We start from the raw sequence: 19,781 nt of genomic DNA, 5'->3' as shown, positions 1-19,781 counted from the left end.
GAGGAAACATATGAGTACTGGTAAAGTTGTTCAAGTAATTGGACCAGTTGTTGATATTGAGTTTCCCTTGGACGAAAAATTACCTGAAATCAACACTGCTTTAAAAATTCAAGAAGCCGATGACAAAACGTTGACGGTTGAAGTTGCCCTCGAACTGGGTGACGGTGTGGTCCGGACGATTGCCATGGACGGAACGGATGGTTTAAAGCGGGGGATGGATGTCGAAAACACCAACGCTTCCATTAGCGTTCCGGTGGGTGACGATACTCTCGGTCGGGTGTTTAACGTCTTAGGAGAGCCCGTTGATAATGGTCCGGAATTTGGCCCTGATGCAGAACGGATGCCAATTCACCGGGATGCACCAAAGTACGAGGATCTGAGTAACACGACGGAAGTTCTTGAAACGGGGATTAAGGTTATTGACCTGCTCGCCCCGTACGTCCGTGGTGGTAAGATCGGACTCTTCGGTGGTGCCGGAGTTGGGAAGACCGTTTTGATTCAGGAATTAATCCACAACATTGCCCAAGGGCATAACGGGATTTCTGTCTTTACGGGGGTCGGTGAACGAACTCGTGAAGGGAATGACATGTACTACGAAATGAAGGCTTCTGGGGTTCTAGAAAAGACGGCCATGGTTTATGGTCAGATGAACGAACCACCGGGTGCCCGGATGCGGGTGGCGCTGACTGGGTTGACGATTGCAGAATACTTCCGGGACGTTAAGGGTCAAGACGTATTACTCTTCATCGATAACATCTTCCGGTTCACCCAGGCCGGGTCCGAAGTTTCCGCCCTCTTAGGACGGATTCCGTCAGCCGTTGGTTACCAGCCAACCCTGGCAACTGAAATGGGGCAACTCCAAGAACGGATCACGTCAACGAAGAAGGGATCAATCACCTCGATTCAAGCCGTTTACGTTCCTGCCGATGACTATACCGACCCGGCGCCGGCAACCACCTTTGCTCACTTGGACGCCACGACTAACTTGGAACGTCGCCTGACCCAAATCGGGATTTATCCAGCCGTGGATCCACTGGCTTCAACATCAACGGCCTTAACGCCAGAAGTTGTTGGTCAAGAGCACTACGACGTCGCTACCGGGGTTCAACACGTTCTGCAACGTTACCGTGAATTACAAGATATCATCTCAATTTTGGGGATGGATGAACTTTCGGACGAAGAAAAGACCATCGTGGCTCGTGCCCGGCGGATCCAAAACTTCTTGTCCCAAAGCTTTGCGGTTGCCGAGCAATTTACCGGTCAACCGGGGGCTTACGTACCGCTGGAAGAAACGGTGAAGGACTTTAAGGCCATTCTTGACGGGAAGTATGATGACCTTCCAGAAGAGGCCTTCCGGTTAGTCGGTGGGATTGACGAAGTTGTTGCCAAGGCAAAGAAGATGCAGGCGGACACGGCGGCTAAAGGTTAGGAGGGTCTTAAATGGCTGAGAATACTTTTCAAGTCACTATCTCCACTCCTGATGGCATTGTTTACAACGGGAACGCAACCATGTTGGTGATGACCACGACGGGCGGACAGCTTGGTTTGATGGCTAATCACCAACCGTTAATTGCATCGCTGGCCATTAATGCTATATTAATTAAGCATCAAGACACCGGTGAAGGTGATGAACGGGTTGCCGTTAACGGGGGATTCATTGAATTCCACGGTAACGTAGCAACAATTGCGGCCTCGAGTGCCGAATTACCTGAAAACATTGATGTTGCCCGGGCCGAAAGTGCCAAGGAACGTTCTGAGGCGATGATTAAAAAGGCGCAGGAAACGAAAGATACCGCTGCCCTTAATCGGGCTGAAGTTCATTTACGGCGGGCCATTAATCGTCTCCACCTTAGCGGAAAGTAAGGTTCGATGTGTAAATCCTGTTATGGAAGAAACTTCTTGGTAGGATTTAACGAAGAGCCAGAATACATTGGAAGGGGCTGCGATATGATTGTCGCAGCCCCTTTTATTGCGCTAAAATTTAGTTAAGCTTATTTTTTCAAACCAGTTAAAGAAGAAAGCTATGGTATGATAACCTTTGTATGAGGTGATTTGATGGTATATTTAAAAACCCTTATTACGCTAATTGTCCAGATTGGCTTTATCTTAGTTACCTTTCGGGCGATTAAAAGTATTCAAATTGAACGTTTTTTTCGGCAATCACCGGAGGGCTTACCCCTTTTAATCGTATTGGTCTCCATTGCGGTTGGGTATGCGTGCGCAAGTTTTTTTACCAATTTTTTTACGACCCTCTCAACCATCCTAGGGTCAATGTAAGGAGGTACGATGGTGCGGATCAGAGTTGAAAATGGGGGACGTCTGCACGGGGCGGTAGCACTTCCTGGTGACCCTGAAGCGGTAGTTGCTGGGCAAGCAGCCGCCCTTTTGTCGTCACGGGGAAAAGTGATCCTGGACCAGGTTCCAACTGATAATCAGCAGATTAAAGATGGGGTCGAGCTTTTACAGCGGATTGGTGCACAGACTGAGTATGAGGGAACAAGTCTCAAAATTGATGCAACCCACACTCTAGTTAACCAACCGCTTCCCAGTTCGATGTTAGAGTTTGCTGGGCCGCTGATGCTGCGTTTAGGGGAGATAACCTTAGCAAAGGAATGTGATCCCCGTTTAGTTAACGTTTGGAAGCTTTTTGGTGCAACGGTAGAATCAAAGGATGATCAAGTAGTCGTAAGGGCAGCTAACTTACGGGGAACGATGGTTACCCTAAAGGAACCGGACACCAAGGTCATGATCGCTCTAATATTGATGGCGATCGTTGCAAGTGGTATCACAGTCATTCAAAATGCACCCAACTCGCCGGCGGTGGTGGCACTGGCTAAGTTACTAAATCGGATGGGGGCCCACGTTCACGGGGCTGGTGGACGAGTCGTCCGAATTCAAGGAGTGACTCTTTTACACGGGGGCGACGTTACAATCCCACGTGACCAGCAGAAAGCTAGCCGCTGGTTAATCCTGGCGGCGTTAACGACAAGCGATTTATTGGTTGAAGGAGCGGCGCCGTCTTTTATTGCACCTTTGTTAAGTCAACTTGAGCAAGCAGGGAACACAATTGTTAAGCAGGCCACTGGCGTACGGGTCATCGGAACCCACTATCCACTACCTACTGCTCTTTCAATGGATAACTTTATGGTACCTACCATTATTGATCAAAGCCTAATGTTAGGGTTGGTTACCTTTATGAACGGGCGTCGGTCACTGGTGGGAGCTAATCTGAATGATCTTAGCCCTGCCCTTACGGTGCTAGAGCGCCTTGGGGTCACACCTAAGGTTGAGAAGGATATTTTGTACTTAGATGGTCAACCAGATGAGGTGGTTACAGGAACCGTCACTCCCCTGACGCTACCGTCAACTTTAATGTGGTTACTAGCGAGCTTGCGGGGCGCAGCGGGCATTGAAGTCGATGTGACTGACCAGGTTGCCCAGGTGATTGAACCTTACTTAGCCGCAATTAACCGCCAGGGCATTCGAGTTGAAATAAGTACCCTCCTCTAGAGGAACTTACCCGAAAACACAGGGGAGTTTGTGGTATAATAACGAACGATAGTTTTTAAACCGGAAGGAGAAACACATGGCTAAAGATATCGGAATTGATCTCGGAACAGCCAATGTTCTAATTTACGTCCAAGGTAAGGGCGTCGTATTAAATGAACCCTCAGTAGTGGCCGTTGATACTGACAATGGTAAGATTTTAGCGGTCGGTTCAGAGGCGTACCGGATGGTTGGTCGGACCCCTAGCAATATCCGGGCCGTACGGCCATTAAAGGACGGGGTGATTTCTGACTTTGATATTACCCAGGAAATGCTTTCCTACTTTATTGGAAAACTGAGTGTCAAGGGCTTCATGTCCAAGCCAAATATTATGATCTGTGCCCCTACCAACATTACGGAGATTGAACGTAAGGCCATCATTCAAGCGGCAGAACAATCCGGTGGCGGGAAGGTTTATCTCGAATACGAGCCGAAGGTAGCCGCTATTGGTGCAGGACTCGATATCTTTAAGCCAAGTGGGAATATGGTTATCGATATGGGTGGGGGAACTAGTGACATCGCCATCCTTTCCTTGGGCGATATCGTCTCTTCCCAGTCCGTACGAATGGCCGGGGATAAGATGAATACGGACATTACCGAATATATTAAGGCTAAGCACGGCTTAGTGATCGGTGAACACTCCGCTGAAAAAATCAAGATTACCCTGGGGACAGCCTTGAAGGTAGCGGAACCAAAGACAATGGATGTTCGAGGCCGAGACGTAGCAACGGGAATGCCACGACAGATCCAGATTAACGAAAATGAGATTGAAGAAGCTCTTCATGATACCTTAAATCAAATTGTTCATGCGGCAATTGCCGTTCTGGAAACTGTTCCGCCGGAATTGGCGAGTGACATTATTGATCGCGGAGTTATGCTGACTGGTGGGACGGCCTTACTTCATGGCATCGATCAGCTCTTTGCAGCTAAGCTGAAGGTTCCAGTTGTCGTTTCCCAAGATCCATTAGACAACGTTGCCAAGGGGGCCGGTGAACTGCTGGAACGAATGCAGTCGACAGGTAAAGGCAACAAAAAACGTAAGCGTAAGTAATGGGACGGGTAGTGAAGGCACTTGTAATTGCCTACCAGCGTTACTTCTCGGCTCGGCGGCCATACCGGGTATGTCGATTTGAGCCAACTTGCTCGAACTACATGCTCCAAGCGATTGATCGCTTTGGAAACCGGGGAATACTAATGGGGCTGGCCCGCATTTTACGGTGCCAGCCTTTTGCACGCGGCGGTTACGATCCGCTTCCCGATCATTTTAAATTAACAAGAGTAAAGGTGAAAAATGACAAAGAAAGCAAAAGCAATTGAAGTTAGCGTCCAAGATAGTGAGCGGAATCACCAAGCAATTCAACAAGTGTTTATAGGGAGGCGCTTGATTGGTGAGGTCTTGCCAGACAATGGGCGTTTTAAGGCGGTTATGTTAAAGGATGAAACGGAATTCCGGGTTCGCTCACAAGAAGAGGGACTGGAGACGATTCTGCAACAATACCACCTCCACCAACACTAACCCATCCGTAATTTCCTGGGAAATCGGCGGGTGATAATAAAGGAGAATTGATGAATGCAACGTGCAAAGACGGATAATACGGAGGCCGAATCCCGGATTGACTGGGGGATCGTTTTCTGTGTTCTTCTGCTGGCTCTAATTGGGCTTGCATCAATTTATGTTGCGGCAACCCACGATAATTCAGGGAGCAGCAGTGTCATGAGGCAGGTCGTGACCCAATTAGCTTGGTACATCGTGGGGACCGTTATGATCATCGTGATCATGCAATTTGACTCCGAACAGCTGTGGAAACTGGCCCCGATTGCTTACTGGGTTGGAATCTTTCTGATGTATGCAATCTTGGTCTTTTACAGCAGATCCTATTATGTAAGTACTGGGGCCAAAAGCTGGTTTGCGGTGGGGCCATTTACCTTTCAGCCTTCTGAAATTATGAAGCCGGCCTACATTGTCATGATGGGGCGGGTGATCACGACTCACAATAATCAGTACCCAGTTCACAAAGTGGATTCCGATTGGCGTCTGATTGGGAAGATGTTTATGTGGCTACTGCCCGTCTTCATTTCACTTCACTTCCAAAACGACTTTGGGACGTCCCTGGTGTTCTTCGCTATCTTTGTTGGGATGATCTTGGTTTCGGGGGTTACTTGGCGAATTCTGGTTCCCTCCTTTTCGGTCCTAGCGGTTGTTGGGGGGAGTGCCCTTGCAATGGTGACCTCCACGCCTGGGCGGGCAATATTGGAAAAGATTGGGTTTCAGTCGTACCAATTTAACCGGGTTGATACGTGGTTACATCCGGAACAGGATACGACTAACCAGGGTTACCAGTTATGGCAGAGTATTAAGGCAGTTGGTTCTGGTGGACTTACCGGTACTGGGTTTAATAATTCTAATGTCTATGTCCCGGTTCGTGAATCAGATATGATCTTCTCCGTTATCGGGGAAAACTTCGGCTTTGTCGGCGGGATTTTACTAATTTTATTGTATCTACTATTGATTTACCTAATGATTCGGGTTACTTTTGATACAAAGAATGAATTTTACGCCTACATTTCAACTGGGGTTATCATGATGATCTTGTTCCACGTTTTTGAAAACATCGGGATGAACATCGGTTTACTCCCATTAACGGGGATTCCATTGCCCTTTATCTCGGCGGGGGGGTCTTCGCTAGTCGGAAATTTGATCGGGATCGGAATGGTCATGTCGATGAGATATCATCATCGCTCCTACATGTTTAGCAATAACCAAAACTTCCATTAGGGAGGGACATCATGCGTGAACTGGCATCGCCTTGGCGTCAAACTCGCCAGGGAAGCATTGTGACACTGAGCTTAACAGAGAAGGCTCAGGAGACGTTAGGCCCTGTATATTTTTGGGACCTTCCTGAGATTGGGGCACAGGTTTGTGCCGATCAGCCGATCATTGTTGTGATGAGTCAGATGCGTTACACGGATCTTACCGTTCCTCTTAATGGAATGGTGGTTGAGGTAAATCCTGGGGTGATTGGTTGGACAAGTTTACCTTCTGGAACCTGGGTTTTAAAAATTGATTGTCACTGAAAGTAATAGGGCTCCAGTAACGTTCGACATCGAACTGCTGGAGCCCGTTGTTATACTGGGCCAACGATTGTGTTTTCGAAGGGAAGGATTACGATGCAGAAAGAAGATCTTACTTTTCACCTGGCAAGGGTAAGGAGCATCCATAATAAAGCAGCCGCTGGGCAAACTTTTAAGGATCTGGCTGACCAATTGAAAAAGCTTCAATCGACCCTCCCCCGGCGACGAAGGGAACCTGTTAGTTTGCCACACCTCATTGAAGGAGGGCGCAATACTTTGACACAGCTGCAATACCTCCTCAGAACTGACCAACTAACGGAGATTAGCGATACACAACTTGAGTTAATCCTGACACAGTTAGCAAATGAAGATCCGTTTATTCGCTTTGACAAGGCAACCATGCTTTTTAACGATGCCCTAGCTAATAATATTTTGACGAAGGACCAGCTTCACCACAGTTTTAACTATCTCAAGCGGCCAGAAGCCTTACTCGATCACATTGAGGAGCCAGTCAATAAAGCAGCGGTTCGGCGGGTTGCGTCCGTGACTGGGTTAGCTTCTCTCTTGTATGCTGATCGGGCGGGAGCCTTCTTTATAACGGATGATGAGGTCAACGCCCTGATTGATTTAGTTGTCGTGGGGCTGTTGTGGGAGCACGACAACCGTGGGTTCGTTAACCGACTGGGGTGGGTACAATTATTTGGTGAGTACACGATTCTGTTTGGCGAACTATGTCGGCGAAGTAAGCTGGTTCGTGGTCAAAAGGTCCTTTTGATGGCAACCTATCTAGTGGCGTACCAGCAGTTAAACACACCGTTAATTATGGGGGAAGCCGATGAAGGGGCTGACTTTTTAATTGGAATGATGAACCAACACCCTGTTTACCGCCGTTACTTCATGGTCTTCTTACGGGACTGGCAGGAACGCCTTCAAAATAAACACCCTCGCGATGAACATAGCTGGCATAAAGTGTTTAATTACCGGCGTTTGATGCAGTCGTTGTTGATGAGTGCGGATCTTCCTGAAATTGTAGCCCGGCAGATTACTAATCAACCAAATGAAAATGAGCAATAAGGGTTGATTTATGTTATACTTTAGATTCTATGAAGTGTACGGAAAATTAAATAATAGATAGGAGCACATCATGACAGAAAAGAAATTACACGTTGCCCTCCTGTTCGGTGGGAACTCCTCAGAACACGATGTTTCCAAGCGGTCTGCTCATAATATTTATGATGGGATGGATAAGGATAAGTACGACGTGTCCCTTTTTATGTTTACCAAAGACGGGATCTTATTGGATAATGAATCTTCCCAACGAATTTTTGATGGGGAACCAGAAGATCAAGTAGTGGCTGATGCCTACGAAAAGATGGACTTAACTTCACCACTGGCACCAATAGCAGCCTTGAATACAGTTAAGGAAATTGACTTTTTCTACCCAGTTATTCACGGTAATCTAGGGGAAGATGGAACGGTACAAGGACTTTTTCGGCTCCTAAAAAAGCCATTCATCGGTTCTGGAATTGCTTCTTCGGCGGTGTCTTTTGATAAAGACTTAACTAAACGAATTTTAAACCAAGCTGGGATCCGTAATACCAAGTACGTTCTGCTGACACCGGAAAACCGTGATGAATACACTTGGCAACGGGTACAAGATGAATTGGGGCAAATTTTGTTTGTTAAGCCTGCTAAGCAAGGCTCGTCTGTGGGGATCCACAAGGTTGATAACCAAGAAGAGTACGAGGCAGCTCTTGAAGATGCCTTTACTTATGACTACAAAGTACTGGTGGAAGCTGGGATCAAGAATCCACGTGAAATTGAAATCTCAATTTTAGGGAACGAGAAGCCAATTGCCTCTAAACTTGGCGGAATCCGGGTACCAGACGGCGATGAATTTTATGATTATGAAAACAAGTTTGTCGATGCTTCCGGGGTGGTTTTTGATCTGCCGGTAATTGTTGATGATGACTTAGCTAATGAAATTAAGGAAATGGCGCTTAAGGCGTACAAGGCTTTGGACATGAAGGGCTTATGCCGAATCGACTTCTTAGTAGATGAAGATGGCGTTCCATACCTAGGTGAACCAAACACCTTACCAGGTTTCACTAACATTTCTTTATATCCACAAATGTGGAACATTTCGGGAATCAGCTATTCCGAATTGATTGATCGTTTAATCCAATTGGGGATTGAAGAATTTGAACATGAAGGAAAACTACGGTATGACTTTAAGGCCCTTGGGGAAGAAAAGGTCGGCGAAAAGCGTTATAACTAAATCCATTAAAGAAGTGGTTATTGACCGCTTCTTTTTTTTGCCTTCAATTTTAACTAAATTATTATGTGATAGACATAAAACATGCAGTTTTATCACAAAATTATATTCATAAAACTAAACTTTTATTTAAAAAATGACGGTTTTACGCTTTAAAACGGTATAAAGCAAGTAACTATCGTTATAGTCGGGTTTATGATACAATAAAAATGGATAAAAAGGTTATTATCATATTAGTATGATCAGAAAAGAAGGTGTTATCATGCGATTAAAGGGAGAGGTAGTAAAACAGGTACGTCGTAAGCGTGGCTTGTCTCAGACAGCACTAGCTGAGGGGATTTGTACCCAGGCAACGATTTCATTAATGGAAAAACAAAACCGGATTCCGAAAATGAATATTTTAACAGCCTTATGTGCTCGGTTAGACGTTCCGGTTAACCAGATCATTGAAAATGATGATATTTCAATGACGGCTTTCTTTGATGAGATTACCCTAATGCTGGTTAATCACGATTACGAAGGAGCTCGTAAGAGGTTAAGCCGGGTTAAGGTAAAGAAATTACAAAACGATTTTGATAAGCAACATTACTACTACCTCTTAGGAATGCTTCAAGTGGCTAGTAATCAGATTGATGAAGCTATTTTCAACTTTGAACTAATTTTAATGCAATTTTCAACAACGAGTGCCAACATTTACCTAGCAATGACCACGGTTGGGATGGCACTGGCCTACGAAAAACGTGGTGATACTGAAAAGGCCCTCCAATTCGTTGGACGGGCAATTCACCTAATTGATGACAGGCAATTAAATGGTGGTAAGCGTCAGTGGATCATTTTATACCATGAAATTGCAGACCTTTACTACCGCCTAGGTCAATATCGTCAGGCGATCTCAATGGCAGGACGGGGAATCAAGATTTGCCGTGAAGAACAGACCCTCTTCTTGCTCGGTAGTCTTTACATGACCCGGGGACAAGCTCAAGCTAAGTTAAATCAGAGCGATGTAGCGCGAGAAAGCCTAATGGTGGCACTATCAATCTGTAAGATTATAGAAGACAATGTTGCTCAAGAGACCGTTTCTAAAGAGTTGAGCCAATTAGTTGAGTAATAAAAATAACGCCCTGTGACCTAAGCTAGTCACAGGGCGTTATTTATTCAATGTTTAGCTATATTATTCGTGTTTTTTAAACGAGGTTGGGTGGTTATCGAGGTCTGTCCGAACAACGAGGACATCACAGATAGCCATCCGGGTAACGTATTCGGTTACCGAACCGATTAAGATTCGCTCGACGGCGTTCAGACCGGTTGCACCAATCATGATTAAGTCGGCATGCATCTTCTCAGGAACTTCACGGGAAATCAGGGTCTTTGGGGCCCCGTACTCAATTGTATAAGAAACGTTAGTTAATCCTTGCTTCTTAGCGTAATCCACGTATTGATTAAGGGTTTGCTTAGCGGTCTTGGTCACCTGTTCAACCATCGAAGAATCGAAACTGGAGACGTTTTGAAAGGCACGAGTGTCGACAACATGAAGCAGTTGCAATTCGGTATCGGCTCCGTTCCGTAAAGCTACGGCAACGGCCTTTTGGAAGGCTAATTCAGCTTCCTTAGACCCGTCAACGGGAACCAGGATGTGTTGATATTGTTGAGTCATAATCGGTTACCCCCTTGTTTATTATCTGCCTCCATTCTACACCATTGAAAGGGTTTGCGCAAAGTAAGTCCACAAACTAAGGCAAAATGGTCTTTACGACGGTCAGGGTCATGGCCAATTCAATCAAGCAGGCAACGGCAATTGCGCTTAGGGTAATGGTGATAGAACAGGTTAGGGCGAGAATTTCAATCACCACCGCTGTGACTAATAGGGTAACGCCCCAAAAGGTATATAATCCCGGCATTGGGAGGGTGCTTTTTAACTGGAGATTAAAAAGCGGCCGGTGACGATGGGTGAGTAAATAAAGCCCCTCAATAACCAGGATTAGGTTAAAGCAGGCGGTAAGAATTTGGATTATCATATTAGCACCTTATTTAACTACTGAAAATAAAAAGTCCAGGCCTAAAGCCTGGGTTAAAGAGTATATGTATCGGCTCCGTTCGTGCCGTTAATTGTCTGACAGTGTTGACCTGTGTGTAAGACAGGTGGGACATAGCAGTTTAGCATTCGGCTACCAAGAGAAAAGGCATGTCGTAAACTAAACGAAGCACGCGTCCCAAAGTAATAAGACTGTAAGGCAAACCTGTGATATAGACAAGGCGTACACAACAGAGCTTCTATAAGTATATTAGCACAAGCTAAGTGAGACTTCAAATTAGGGTCTAGGTTGATGACCCCGTTGGGCAAAGAAAAGCCGTTGGTATTGTTTAGCATAGGCCTGTTCGAAGGTACCGTTGTTTTTAGGCTGGTAATACTGATCATTTTTGATCCGGTCTGGTAAATATTGCTGAGCAACCCAGTCCTCGGGGAAGTCGTGGGGGTACTGGTAGTTAATACCATGGCCAAGTTTGGCCGCTCCCTTATAGTGGGCGTCTTTCAAATGATCAGGTACGGTACCGCTACTTCCGTGATTGATGCGATCAATAGCTGCATCAATTGCTAAAATGGCGGAATTAGATTTAGGGGAAAGGCAAAGTTCAATTACAGCATTGGCTAATGGAATCCGAGCCTCGGGCAAACCAATTTGCTCTGCTGCTTGAACCGCCGTTACAGCATGTTCGACAGCTGGTGGATTAGCTAGCCCAATATCTTCGTAGGCGATTACCATCAACCGACGGGCGATGCTAGTTAGATCACCAGCCGTAATCAGTTGAGCCAGGTAGTGTAGGGCAGCGTCGGTATCCGAACCCCGGATTGATTTTTGAAAGGCGGAGATTACATCGTAGTGGTTATCGCCGTCCTTATCGGCGACCAAAGAGCGTTTTTGAACTGATTCTTCAATTACGGATAAGGTGAGGTGAATTTGTCCATCACTAGCGGGAGCAGTAGAACGGGCTGCTAGCTCGAGGCCGTTTAGGGCGCTCCGTAGGTCACCGTTAGTTACCGTGATTAGTTGCTCCTTGGCATCATCGGTTAGGATAAGGGGAAGCTTACCTAGTCCCCGGTCGGGGTCGCTAAGGGCCCGATCAATGGCGATGGCAATTTCTTCTTTGCTCAGGGGATGGACCTCAAAGATCTGAGTTCGGCTCCGGATGGCGGGATTAATAGCCAAGTAAGGGTTTTCGGTGGTAGCACCAATTAAGATAATTTGACCACTTTCAAGGTAGGGTAAGAGAAAGTCCTGCTTAGCCTTATCGAGACGGTGAATTTCATCGAGCATTAGGATTACCGTCCCAGACATTTTAGCCTCTTCGGCAACCACCTGGAAATCTTTCTTAGAATCGGTGGCGGCGTTAAGATTTCGAAAGGCATACTTAGTTGAACCAGCAATGGCGCTAGCGATACTGGTTTTTCCAGTTCCGGGGGGACCATAAAGGATCATTGACGACAGCATTTTGACTTTGACCATTCGCCAGATGATCTTGCCTTCCCCAACCAAATGTTGTTGGCCGACGACTTCGTTCAGGGAGCGAGGACGCATCCGGAAGGCGAGTGGTTCCATCAGTCAGCACCCCCTTTAGAGAAGATCTTTTGCCACCAGGATTTCTTAGCCGGTGCCTGTTTAGAGGTTGTCGCTGAGATATCAGGGTAGCGCTTAGCAACGTCGACGGGGGATTGGTAAACAGCATCGTTGGCGGCCATCACTAAGGCCAAGCGATCCGGAGTGGTCTTGAACTGTGGGTCAGTTTTCAAGGTAAAGTTTCCTCCAGCTTTAGTGATTATTTGAATATAGGGGTGGGTTAATTCGTCGGGGAGGTTACCATTAATGAAGACTTGGGTGGCCAGGCCCCTTTTTAGTTCCTGTTCTACTGCTTCGGTCCAGGAACGTTCCTTAATTTGGGCGTTACTAATGGTTAAACAAACTCGTTCCCGAAAGGTACCTAAATAGCGTCGTTGCTCATCGGGATTAATTTTAGGAGTGCCATAAATACCATTTTGAAGCCGTTGTTCAAGGCCATTGTTTTCTTGATTGTCCATCTTCTTCCTCCTTTTATTTTCCAATTTTAGCACATATGAAAATGGGCCCGCCGAAAGCGAGCCCAGGAAAAGAGATTTTTTATTAAGTGGTTAGCCCTTAACGATTTCACAGAATTCAATCGTTTCAGCATTAGGACCTTCAATGTTAAAGAACTTGATCCCGTGGTCCCAGAAATCAAGGTGTTGAACTTCAGTTTCTTTCATTGTGAAGCCAGCGGCCTTAGCTGCCTTGAAGGCTGCATCGGCGTCGGAAGTGTTTAAGGAAAGGTGGTTGATAGCCCCTGTTTTGCGAACGGCTCCGTCACCAGTCCAGATTTCCAGGGTCAAGTGGGCGTAGCTCATGAAAACGACTTGGTTACCTTGATCATCAGTGTCAAAGTTTCCCGTCATCTTAAAACCTAGCTTTTCCCAGAAGGCGACCGTTTTATTGAGGTCATCGGTTGGGATACCAACGTGCTGAAGATCGTCAAAGTAACCTGCTAAACTCTTGTTAAATGCCATGATAAATTCCTCACTTTCAAAACTAAAGCTTCTAACAACTAATTCCCGAGGTCCAAGGCCTGATGCTTGAGCTTAGGGAAGATTAACTTATCAGCCAGACCCGTGATTCCTCCTTGGAACAGAAGGGCGAAGATCGTCCCCAGCCCGAAGTTAGCTAACCCCATTGCTGGGATGGCAGCTAAGGCCATGATCGTTGGTGGGATGTAGGAAGCCCACATGGCTAGGGTAGCATTACCCTTGAAGTAACGGAAACGTAGGATCTGGAAGAGGTCATCGGCTGGGTGTAAGACCAGGTTGACCCGCTGATAAATTGAAATAGCTACCCCAATAAAGGTCACCCCTAAGAAGTTAATCAGGGTGTAGAGGATGATCATTGGTAGGGTATAGACGTCGGGCATGATCTGGTTGAAGATGTTTGAAAACCACTGGATGAAGATCGAAAACGGGAGCATGAACAAGAAGTTCCCGAAGATCCGGTGCCAGTCCCACTTCCGCATTAAGATAGCGTTTAAAACAGAAGTCAACATCCCAAGGACCATGAAGGCCCAAAAGAGGGCCATTGAGTTCCCCTTACCAAGGACAGCATAACCGAGGTTATTTTCGGCCGCTGTCCAGTAAGCAGAGCCCAAGAACTGGGGGTGAATATGAGAACTCGTGACCAGGGTCAAGACGTTTCCCATCGAGTTAATGATGATTGAAAGGGCGAAGTAGGCCAAAGAAGCGGTCATCGAAATGGTTCGCTCTTGGACTGGCTTGGTCGCGCTGGTTGTATTTGATTCCATAATCAATTCTCCTTCTCGTTGGTGAAGTTATTCACTTACGGTTACTAAATTTACGACTTTTCCCGTTTTATGTCAAGCGGTTGACATAAAATTACTAACAAAAAGTCTTTATTACAAAGGGAACACACAGATTATTACAATATCATGATTTTACTAAAAAATTCACAAGCGATGTGAAAAATAACACATAAAAAGCCCACTTTCCGGGGAGAGTGGGCTTATCGTTAGAATGTGAAATGACGGTAATTACCAACCTCGACATCAACACGTGCTACCACGATAAAGGAGGCGGGATCGGCTTGTAAGGCTAATTGTCGGATGTGACTAAATTCGCTACGCGGGGTTACGATTTGCACGACCGCAGTTGACTGGTTGGTGTAAACTCCGGTTCCTTTAATCAGGGTTGCCCCGTGTGCGAAGTCTTTTAGCTGGTTAGTAATCGTCTTGGGATTCTTGGTGTAGATGGAAACGATTATGTCACGTTGAGAGGAGAAGAAGTGGTCCATTGTATAGTTAGTAATTAGCATCCCGATCAGGGAATAAACAATTCGGCTAGGCCCAAAGGCAAGGGCAGTGATTAAGAGAATCACCCCATTTATCGCGTTGGCAATGGAGCCAACATTACGATGAAACTTTTTCTGTAGGTAGGTGGTAATGATGTCGATTCCCCCAGTGGTAAAGCCGCGGTTGAAACAGAGACCCACCCCGGCTCCAATCAGAACCCCACCAACGACCGTATTGGTCAAAGGATCACTGACTAACTGATAGGTCGGGATGATTTGCAAAAAGAAAATGTTGAATAGGACCGCCAGTCCAGAAAAAGTAATGTAGTGGATCCCAAATACCCGCCAGGCAAAGATGAAGAGGGGGATATTAAAAAGGGCCATTAGAAGGGACAAAGAGACGTTGATGCCGGCTAACTTGAGGAGGGCCTGTACTAACTGAGATGCCCCAGTCAGCCCACTGGAATAGGAGTTAGCGTGAACTAAAAAGATATTCACCCCAATGGCCGACAAAAGGCCAAAGAGTAGAGCGGTGAAGATACGAACGAAATTGTGGCGAGTCGCCATGGGATGGATGCCTCCTTAGTGTTTTTCTTAAGTACTGCTAGAAATAACTTTGGTCGTGGAAAGGTCAATAAAAAAGTTCATAGTGGAGTCTTCAAAGAGTGGTACCGAAATGTCAAAGGGGTTATTTAAGAGACATTTGACTTTATTTTATCAAGTTAATACCAAATGCGCACCACGAGGACGCATAAATTGATCAACACAAACTATAATTTGAGCTCGCCAGACCTTTTTGACCAAGCAGAGATCAAAACCAGTAGTCCTTAAATTAAGATGCAGAGAAAATAGTACCTAAATTTTACGAAGTTAGTGAAGAGATGACAAAACAAAAAAGCCTCCCAGAGGAGGCTTTTTTGAAAAGGTTGGGACACCAACGGGGCACCAATTGATGATGGACCGCTGATGTCCCAATAATACAACAAGTAAGCGAATTACTTGTTGTAGAATTCAACGATCAGAGCTTCGTCGATGTCGGCGTTCATGTCTTCACGTTGTGGTAAACGGGTCAGCTTACCTTCGAGCTTGTCAGCATCGAATTCAACGTAAGCTGGACGAGCAACAACGGCTTCAACAGCGCTCTTGATGATGTCGAGGTTCTTGGACTTTTCACGAACGGCGATCACTTGGCCAACCTTCACTTCAAAAGAAGGAATGTCAACGCGCTTGCCGTCAACAGTGATGTGACCGTGGTTAACTAATTGACGTGCTTGACGACGAGTGGTAGCTAAACCAAGACGGTAAACCATGTTGTCCAGACGACGTTCCAAAAGGACCATGAAGTTGGTACCGTGAGTACCTTCCTTGATCTTACCGGCACGAACGAACAGGTTGGAGAATTGCCGTTCGGTCATTCCGTACATAAAACGAAGCTTTTGCTTTTCACGGAGTTGGGTACCGTATTCAGAAAGCTTACCGCGACGGTCGTTCCCGTGGTCACCAGGAGCGTACGGACGACGAGCAAGTTCCTTACCAGTACCAGAAAGTGAAACGCCCAGGCGCCGGGAAAGACGCCAACTTGGGCCAGTGTAACGTGACATAATTGAATTCCTCCAAAATTTTTGATTGGAGTAAAATAATCCGATGGTGAGGATCACATTCGTGCAGGCCAATTGGATCGTTCACCCTAGCAGCTGGGTTACTAGAAACACCAAACTGGCATTGGTCTGTTGACGAGCTTGCCTCCTCATTGCTGCATTATTTTACACGTCCTCTATCATACAACGTAAAAACAAACCAGGTCAAGCAAGAAATTACTAGAAAAGCGGGAGTTCAATTGCCTGTCTGGGGATAAGTGGGGTAAGATTATGTTATAATTAAAAACTAATGAAGACTGAGAAAGTATAGGTGGGATTCAGATGTTACAAGTGTTAATTGGGATCATTGTAATTGCCGTGGTCGTTGTAGTCATCTTCTATATTTGTCAACGACGAGCAATGCGGATCATTGCGGACTTACGAGCGCGGCTGGTAGCCTTGGATGAGGATCAGTTAGCACGCCGACTAAGTGATGAAAGCTTAGCGGACCTGATGGGAGAATCATTGAAGGTCTTTACTACACTGCAACAGGACTACCAAAAAAAGGTGATTCCGGCCATTGAAGATGCTAATGAGCAGTTAAAAGAGGCTAGTGCCAGTCTCAACGGGGTGAATGCTTTCTCTGCTGGTGGTCAGCTAAAACAGGTCACCGCCCTTGTAGAAGAGGCTGAACGATTGCAGGGGCGCGTGGTTGAACGCCTAAAGAAGGCTGATCAAAAAGAGGCAGAGCAAAAAAAAGCGACCCAAACGATGGGGACCGAATTAGAAAAATTACAAAGGCAACTAGAAAATAACGCCTATCAATATGGTGATGCTATCCGTCCCCTACGAGCCCGTTTAGCTGACATGCAGGGGCAGTTTGCCCACTTCAATGAGATTGCTGCCAAGGGTGATCATGAGGCAGCGGCTGAAATTCTAGCAGATCTAAAGGAAAAAGAGACCCACTATAACGAACTAGCCGAAGAAATTCCGGAGCTATGCAAGCCCCTGTTTACTACGTACCCGGATCAGATTAGTGAACTTCGGGATGGGTACCGCAAGCTGGTGGCAAACCACTACCGCTTTCCGGAAAACGGCTTGGATGATCAGATTGAGGCCCTGGAAGGGATTCGTCAGACCTCTCTCGACCACATCGCGGCTTTGTCATTAGCTTCTGTCCGGGTAGCCAACCAGGACCTGAGTGATAAGATTGACCACTTGTATGATGTTATGCAGACCGAGATGGATGCTCGGCCACAAGTCGAAAAGCTGGTCGGGGTGGTAGGAAATCATTTAGACCATGCCCGCCAGCAGAACCGGGAATTAATGGCGGAACTGGATCGCCTATCTGAAAGTTATACCTTAAATCATGACGAAATTGCCCATACCAGGGAGCTGGAGGAACAACTTAAGCAGATTCAAAAGGAATATGAAAAGGATCAAGTGGCTGTTAATGCCCAAACGGCAGTGGCTAGTCAGGTTCTAAAGCGCTTCTTAGAAGATGAGAAAGTTCTAACGGCAATTGAAACACAGCAAAAGGAAACTAATGATGGAGTAGCCGATCTTAGTGAAGATGAACGGCGTGCTCGTAAAGCCCTACAACGTTTTGTTACCACAGTTCGGGCTACGAAACGCCACGTGGAGACCCTCAACCTACCGGGCTTACCCCGTGATTACCTTGACTTTTTCTTCGTAGTTTCCGATGAGATTAGCCACCTGGCCAAGGATATGAATCAGCAACGAATTAACATGGAGGCCATTACCAAGGAGCTCTTACGGGTTCAAGGAGATGTGTCTGAGCTGACCGATCGAACTAACAGGGTGCGTGATTCGGCGGAACTAACTGCTCGCCTGATTCAGTATGGACTTCGCTTTGCCGATGATAACCAGGAAATTGATGTTGCCATCACCGAGGCCCAAAAGCTTTACGACCGTTATGAATATGAGCGGAGTCTGGAAACGATTGGCGCGGCCTTAGAGAAGGTAGAACCGGGATGCTTTAAGCGCCTGGAAGATAATTATTACGATGAATTAGACCAGCAAGAGGGCTAATGAAAAAGACTATGTGAAGATCACTACTCCCAGAGTTGGATGAAAAACTTTGCTCTGGGGATAGTGATCTTTTTTGCTTTTATATAGTAAGAGAGAATCCCTTTTCCTATTAACTAGGTGGTTAATCTGTTATAATTAATCGGTATTTGGAGTCGGACAGGCCATTGGCGACGCACAAGCACTCTATCCCGCTAATGGAATATCTTGCGTTGGAAAACCAGCGCGTGTGAAAAAGGGGAAGACACACAATGATTTATTTTGATAACAGTGCCACTACACAGGTACGTCCAGAGGTCCTTTCAACCTACCAACAGGTTTCTGAAAAGATTTGGGGGAACCCTAGTTCTCTACATAAGCTTGGGGAAACGGCATGGAACCTGTTAGAACAATCCCGGGCTCAAATTGCCACCACCTTTGGCGTTCAGCCAGGTGAAATTCTATTTACCTCCGGTGGATCAGAAGGAGATAACTGGGTTATTAAGGGAACTGCCCTTGCTAAGCAACGATTTGGCAAGCATATTATTACTTCATCGGTGGAACACGCCGCCGTACGCAACGCCATGCAAAGCTTGGAAAAACAGGGTTTTGAGGTCACTTATCTACCGGTGGACAAGGATGGCCGGGTTAATCCACAAGATGTTAAAGACGCCCTGCAAAAGGATACGATCCTTGTATCAATCATGGCGGTTAACAACGAGGTCGGTACAGTTCAGCCGATCAAAGAGATTGGCGAAATCTTAAAGGACTACCCGACTGTTCACTTCATGGTGGATGCTGTTCAGGCCATCGGTAAAGGCCTAGACGACTTAGTCTTTTCCGAACGGGTAGACTTTGCTGTCTTTTCTGGTCATAAATTCCACGCTCCTCGCGGGACGGGCTTTATCTACAAACAGGCTGGCCGAAAATTGGCTCCGCTGATTGATGGTGGTGGTCAAGAGCGAGGCTTGCGGGGGGGGACTGAGAATACCCCTGGCATCGCCGCCATGGCTCGGGCAATCCGATTGATGAAGGAAGCTGAAGAAAAAGATGTTACCAGCGAATTAGCCGTTAAAAAGGCAATTACCGATCACATCGTTCAATTTAACCACGTTAAAGTCTTCTCTGGAACAGACGGTTTTGCGCCCCACATCTTAACCTTTGCTATCGTTGGGGTTCGGGGGGAAACGATTGTACATGCCTTTGAGGAACGTGATATTTACATCTCAACCACTAGTGCTTGCTCATCTAAAAAGCACACTGAAGCTTCTACTTTGGCAGCCATGAAGGTGCCAGATGAGGTGGCAACGTCGGCTGTACGGGTGAGCCTGGGGGACCAAAACACCCTGGAAGATGCTATTAAGTTTAACCAGGCGTTTGATCAACTATACGCTGGCTTTAAAAAGATCATTGATTAAGGAGAAC

General features: G+C 46.3%; 22 protein-coding genes and 1 other RNA gene. 14 read left to right on the top strand and 9 right to left on the bottom strand.

The window, feature by feature from the left end:
- Positions 1-10: 10 nt before the first annotated feature.
- The 12 genes from atpD to AOQ57_RS05040 all read left to right on the top strand — a co-directional run bounded on the left by atpD (position 11) and on the right by AOQ57_RS05040 (position 10,001).
- Entirely contained in the window at positions 11-1,429 is a 1,419-nt protein-coding gene (gene atpD / locus AOQ57_RS05095; protein ID WP_093625829.1) for a F0F1 ATP synthase subunit beta, read from the top strand.
- An 11-nt stretch (positions 1,430-1,440) separates the two neighbouring features.
- Positions 1,441-1,863 carry a F0F1 ATP synthase subunit epsilon gene (locus AOQ57_RS05090; protein ID WP_093625827.1) on the top strand — a complete coding sequence of 141 codons (423 nt, stop codon included), beginning with the start codon at positions 1,441-1,443 and terminating at the stop codon, positions 1,861-1,863.
- A gap of 192 nt (positions 1,864-2,055) precedes the next feature.
- Entirely contained in the window at positions 2,056-2,277 is a 222-nt protein-coding gene (locus AOQ57_RS05085) for a DUF1146 domain-containing protein (protein ID WP_093625825.1), read from the top strand.
- 9 nt (positions 2,278-2,286) lie between these two features.
- Positions 2,287-3,510 (top strand): carboxyvinyltransferase, encoded by a 1,224-nt coding sequence (locus AOQ57_RS05080; protein ID WP_093625823.1) that lies wholly within the window; start codon positions 2,287-2,289, stop codon positions 3,508-3,510.
- Positions 3,511-3,586: 76 nt separating this feature from the next.
- On the top strand, positions 3,587-4,597 hold the full coding sequence (locus AOQ57_RS05075) for a rod shape-determining protein (RefSeq protein ID WP_093625821.1): 1,011 nt from the start codon (positions 3,587-3,589) through the stop codon (positions 4,595-4,597).
- On the top strand, positions 4,597-4,863 hold the full coding sequence (gene yidD / locus AOQ57_RS05070) for a membrane protein insertion efficiency factor YidD (protein ID WP_093625819.1): 267 nt from the start codon (positions 4,597-4,599) through the stop codon (positions 4,861-4,863). The genes AOQ57_RS05075 and yidD overlap by 1 nt, the downstream gene beginning before the upstream one ends.
- Positions 4,838-5,062: a DUF2969 domain-containing protein gene (locus AOQ57_RS05065; RefSeq protein ID WP_093625817.1), complete on the top strand. Its 225-nt coding sequence runs from the start codon at positions 4,838-4,840 to the stop codon at positions 5,060-5,062. The genes yidD and AOQ57_RS05065 overlap by 26 nt, the downstream gene beginning before the upstream one ends.
- A gap of 54 nt (positions 5,063-5,116) precedes the next feature.
- Entirely contained in the window at positions 5,117-6,322 is a 1,206-nt protein-coding gene (locus AOQ57_RS05060) for an FtsW/RodA/SpoVE family cell cycle protein (RefSeq protein WP_093625815.1), read from the top strand.
- Positions 6,323-6,333: 11 nt separating this feature from the next.
- A complete protein-coding gene (locus AOQ57_RS05055; protein WP_093625813.1) occupies positions 6,334-6,621 on the top strand; it encodes a biotin/lipoyl attachment domain-containing protein in 288 nt (95 codons plus the stop codon).
- A 93-nt stretch (positions 6,622-6,714) separates the two neighbouring features.
- Positions 6,715-7,692, top strand: coding sequence for a DUF2785 domain-containing protein (locus AOQ57_RS05050; RefSeq protein ID WP_093625811.1), 978 nt, complete (start codon positions 6,715-6,717; stop codon positions 7,690-7,692).
- A 70-nt stretch (positions 7,693-7,762) separates the two neighbouring features.
- Complete coding sequence (locus tag AOQ57_RS05045) at positions 7,763-8,896, top strand: D-alanine--D-alanine ligase family protein (RefSeq protein WP_093625809.1); 1,134 nt, start codon at positions 7,763-7,765, stop codon at positions 8,894-8,896.
- Positions 8,897-9,155: 259 nt separating this feature from the next.
- Positions 9,156-10,001 carry a helix-turn-helix transcriptional regulator gene (locus AOQ57_RS05040; protein WP_093625807.1) on the top strand — a complete coding sequence of 282 codons (846 nt, stop codon included), beginning with the start codon at positions 9,156-9,158 and terminating at the stop codon, positions 9,999-10,001.
- 63 nt (positions 10,002-10,064) lie between these two features.
- Here AOQ57_RS05040 and AOQ57_RS05035 read toward each other — a convergent pair whose 3' ends face one another.
- The 9 genes from AOQ57_RS05035 to rpsD all read right to left on the bottom strand — a co-directional run bounded on the left by AOQ57_RS05035 (position 10,065) and on the right by rpsD (position 16,352).
- A complete protein-coding gene (locus AOQ57_RS05035) occupies positions 10,065-10,547 on the bottom strand; it encodes a universal stress protein (RefSeq protein ID WP_093625805.1) in 483 nt (160 codons plus the stop codon).
- A gap of 76 nt (positions 10,548-10,623) precedes the next feature.
- The gene (locus AOQ57_RS05030) at positions 10,624-10,908 is read right to left on the bottom strand and encodes a hypothetical protein (RefSeq protein ID WP_093625803.1); all 285 of its coding nucleotides are present in this window, start codon (positions 10,906-10,908) and stop codon (positions 10,624-10,626) included.
- 68 nt (positions 10,909-10,976) lie between these two features.
- Positions 10,977-11,165: non-coding RNA, 6S RNA (gene ssrS / locus AOQ57_RS05025), on the bottom strand.
- Positions 11,166-11,202: 37 nt separating this feature from the next.
- Positions 11,203-12,492, bottom strand: coding sequence for a replication-associated recombination protein A (locus AOQ57_RS05020; RefSeq protein WP_093625801.1), 1,290 nt, complete (start codon positions 12,490-12,492; stop codon positions 11,203-11,205).
- Positions 12,489-12,965, bottom strand: a complete 477-nt coding sequence (locus AOQ57_RS05015) for a YueI family protein (RefSeq protein WP_093625799.1) — start codon at positions 12,963-12,965, stop codon at positions 12,489-12,491. The genes AOQ57_RS05020 and AOQ57_RS05015 overlap by 4 nt, the downstream gene beginning before the upstream one ends.
- A gap of 90 nt (positions 12,966-13,055) precedes the next feature.
- Positions 13,056-13,466 (bottom strand): VOC family protein, encoded by a 411-nt coding sequence (locus AOQ57_RS05010; RefSeq protein WP_093625797.1) that lies wholly within the window; start codon positions 13,464-13,466, stop codon positions 13,056-13,058.
- A gap of 38 nt (positions 13,467-13,504) precedes the next feature.
- Complete coding sequence (locus AOQ57_RS05005) at positions 13,505-14,248, bottom strand: DUF6198 family protein (RefSeq protein WP_093625795.1); 744 nt, start codon at positions 14,246-14,248, stop codon at positions 13,505-13,507.
- Positions 14,249-14,472: 224 nt separating this feature from the next.
- Positions 14,473-15,318, bottom strand: coding sequence for a YitT family protein (locus AOQ57_RS05000; RefSeq protein ID WP_093625793.1), 846 nt, complete (start codon positions 15,316-15,318; stop codon positions 14,473-14,475).
- Positions 15,319-15,746: 428 nt separating this feature from the next.
- On the bottom strand, positions 15,747-16,352 hold the full coding sequence (gene rpsD / locus AOQ57_RS04995; RefSeq protein ID WP_093625791.1) for a 30S ribosomal protein S4: 606 nt from the start codon (positions 16,350-16,352) through the stop codon (positions 15,747-15,749).
- A 318-nt stretch (positions 16,353-16,670) separates the two neighbouring features.
- Here rpsD and ezrA point away from each other — a divergent pair, with 318 nt between their 5' ends.
- Positions 16,671-18,380 (top strand): septation ring formation regulator EzrA, encoded by a 1,710-nt coding sequence (gene ezrA / locus AOQ57_RS04990; RefSeq protein WP_093625789.1) that lies wholly within the window; start codon positions 16,671-16,673, stop codon positions 18,378-18,380.
- 248 nt (positions 18,381-18,628) lie between these two features.
- Positions 18,629-19,774 carry a cysteine desulfurase family protein gene (locus AOQ57_RS04985; RefSeq protein ID WP_093625787.1) on the top strand — a complete coding sequence of 382 codons (1,146 nt, stop codon included), beginning with the start codon at positions 18,629-18,631 and terminating at the stop codon, positions 19,772-19,774.
- The last annotated feature ends 7 nt before the right edge of the window (positions 19,775-19,781 follow it).

This window comes from Limosilactobacillus gorillae (assembly GCF_001293735.1).
Classification (GTDB): Bacteria; Bacillota; Bacilli; order Lactobacillales; family Lactobacillaceae; genus Limosilactobacillus; species Limosilactobacillus gorillae.
Note: the sequence above shows the minus strand (reverse complement) of the source record. Positions and strands in the feature narration are given on the sequence as shown.

Coding starts and splice junctions, on each gene's coding strand:
- atpD (WP_093625829.1), top strand. CDS start 11: ATGAGTACTGGTAAAGTTGTTCAAGTAATTGGACCAGTTGTTGATATT.
- AOQ57_RS05090 (WP_093625827.1), top strand. CDS start 1,441: ATGGCTGAGAATACTTTTCAAGTCACTATCTCCACTCCTGATGGCATT.
- AOQ57_RS05085 (WP_093625825.1), top strand. CDS start 2,056: ATGGTATATTTAAAAACCCTTATTACGCTAATTGTCCAGATTGGCTTT.
- AOQ57_RS05080 (WP_093625823.1), top strand. CDS start 2,287: ATGGTGCGGATCAGAGTTGAAAATGGGGGACGTCTGCACGGGGCGGTA.
- AOQ57_RS05075 (WP_093625821.1), top strand. CDS start 3,587: ATGGCTAAAGATATCGGAATTGATCTCGGAACAGCCAATGTTCTAATT.
- yidD (WP_093625819.1), top strand. CDS start 4,597: ATGGGACGGGTAGTGAAGGCACTTGTAATTGCCTACCAGCGTTACTTC.
- AOQ57_RS05065 (WP_093625817.1), top strand. CDS start 4,838: ATGACAAAGAAAGCAAAAGCAATTGAAGTTAGCGTCCAAGATAGTGAG.
- AOQ57_RS05060 (WP_093625815.1), top strand. CDS start 5,117: ATGCAACGTGCAAAGACGGATAATACGGAGGCCGAATCCCGGATTGAC.
- AOQ57_RS05055 (WP_093625813.1), top strand. CDS start 6,334: ATGCGTGAACTGGCATCGCCTTGGCGTCAAACTCGCCAGGGAAGCATT.
- AOQ57_RS05050 (WP_093625811.1), top strand. CDS start 6,715: ATGCAGAAAGAAGATCTTACTTTTCACCTGGCAAGGGTAAGGAGCATC.
- AOQ57_RS05045 (WP_093625809.1), top strand. CDS start 7,763: ATGACAGAAAAGAAATTACACGTTGCCCTCCTGTTCGGTGGGAACTCC.
- AOQ57_RS05040 (WP_093625807.1), top strand. CDS start 9,156: ATGCGATTAAAGGGAGAGGTAGTAAAACAGGTACGTCGTAAGCGTGGC.
- AOQ57_RS05035 (WP_093625805.1), bottom strand. CDS start 10,547: ATGACTCAACAATATCAACACATCCTGGTTCCCGTTGACGGGTCTAAG.
- AOQ57_RS05030 (WP_093625803.1), bottom strand. CDS start 10,908: ATGATAATCCAAATTCTTACCGCCTGCTTTAACCTAATCCTGGTTATT.
- AOQ57_RS05015 (WP_093625799.1), bottom strand. CDS start 12,965: ATGGACAATCAAGAAAACAATGGCCTTGAACAACGGCTTCAAAATGGT.
- AOQ57_RS05010 (WP_093625797.1), bottom strand. CDS start 13,466: ATGGCATTTAACAAGAGTTTAGCAGGTTACTTTGACGATCTTCAGCAC.
- AOQ57_RS05005 (WP_093625795.1), bottom strand. CDS start 14,248: ATGGAATCAAATACAACCAGCGCGACCAAGCCAGTCCAAGAGCGAACC.
- AOQ57_RS05000 (WP_093625793.1), bottom strand. CDS start 15,318: ATGGCGACTCGCCACAATTTCGTTCGTATCTTCACCGCTCTACTCTTT.
- rpsD (WP_093625791.1), bottom strand. CDS start 16,352: ATGTCACGTTACACTGGCCCAAGTTGGCGTCTTTCCCGGCGCCTGGGC.
- ezrA (WP_093625789.1), top strand. CDS start 16,671: ATGTTACAAGTGTTAATTGGGATCATTGTAATTGCCGTGGTCGTTGTA.
- AOQ57_RS04985 (WP_093625787.1), top strand. CDS start 18,629: ATGATTTATTTTGATAACAGTGCCACTACACAGGTACGTCCAGAGGTC.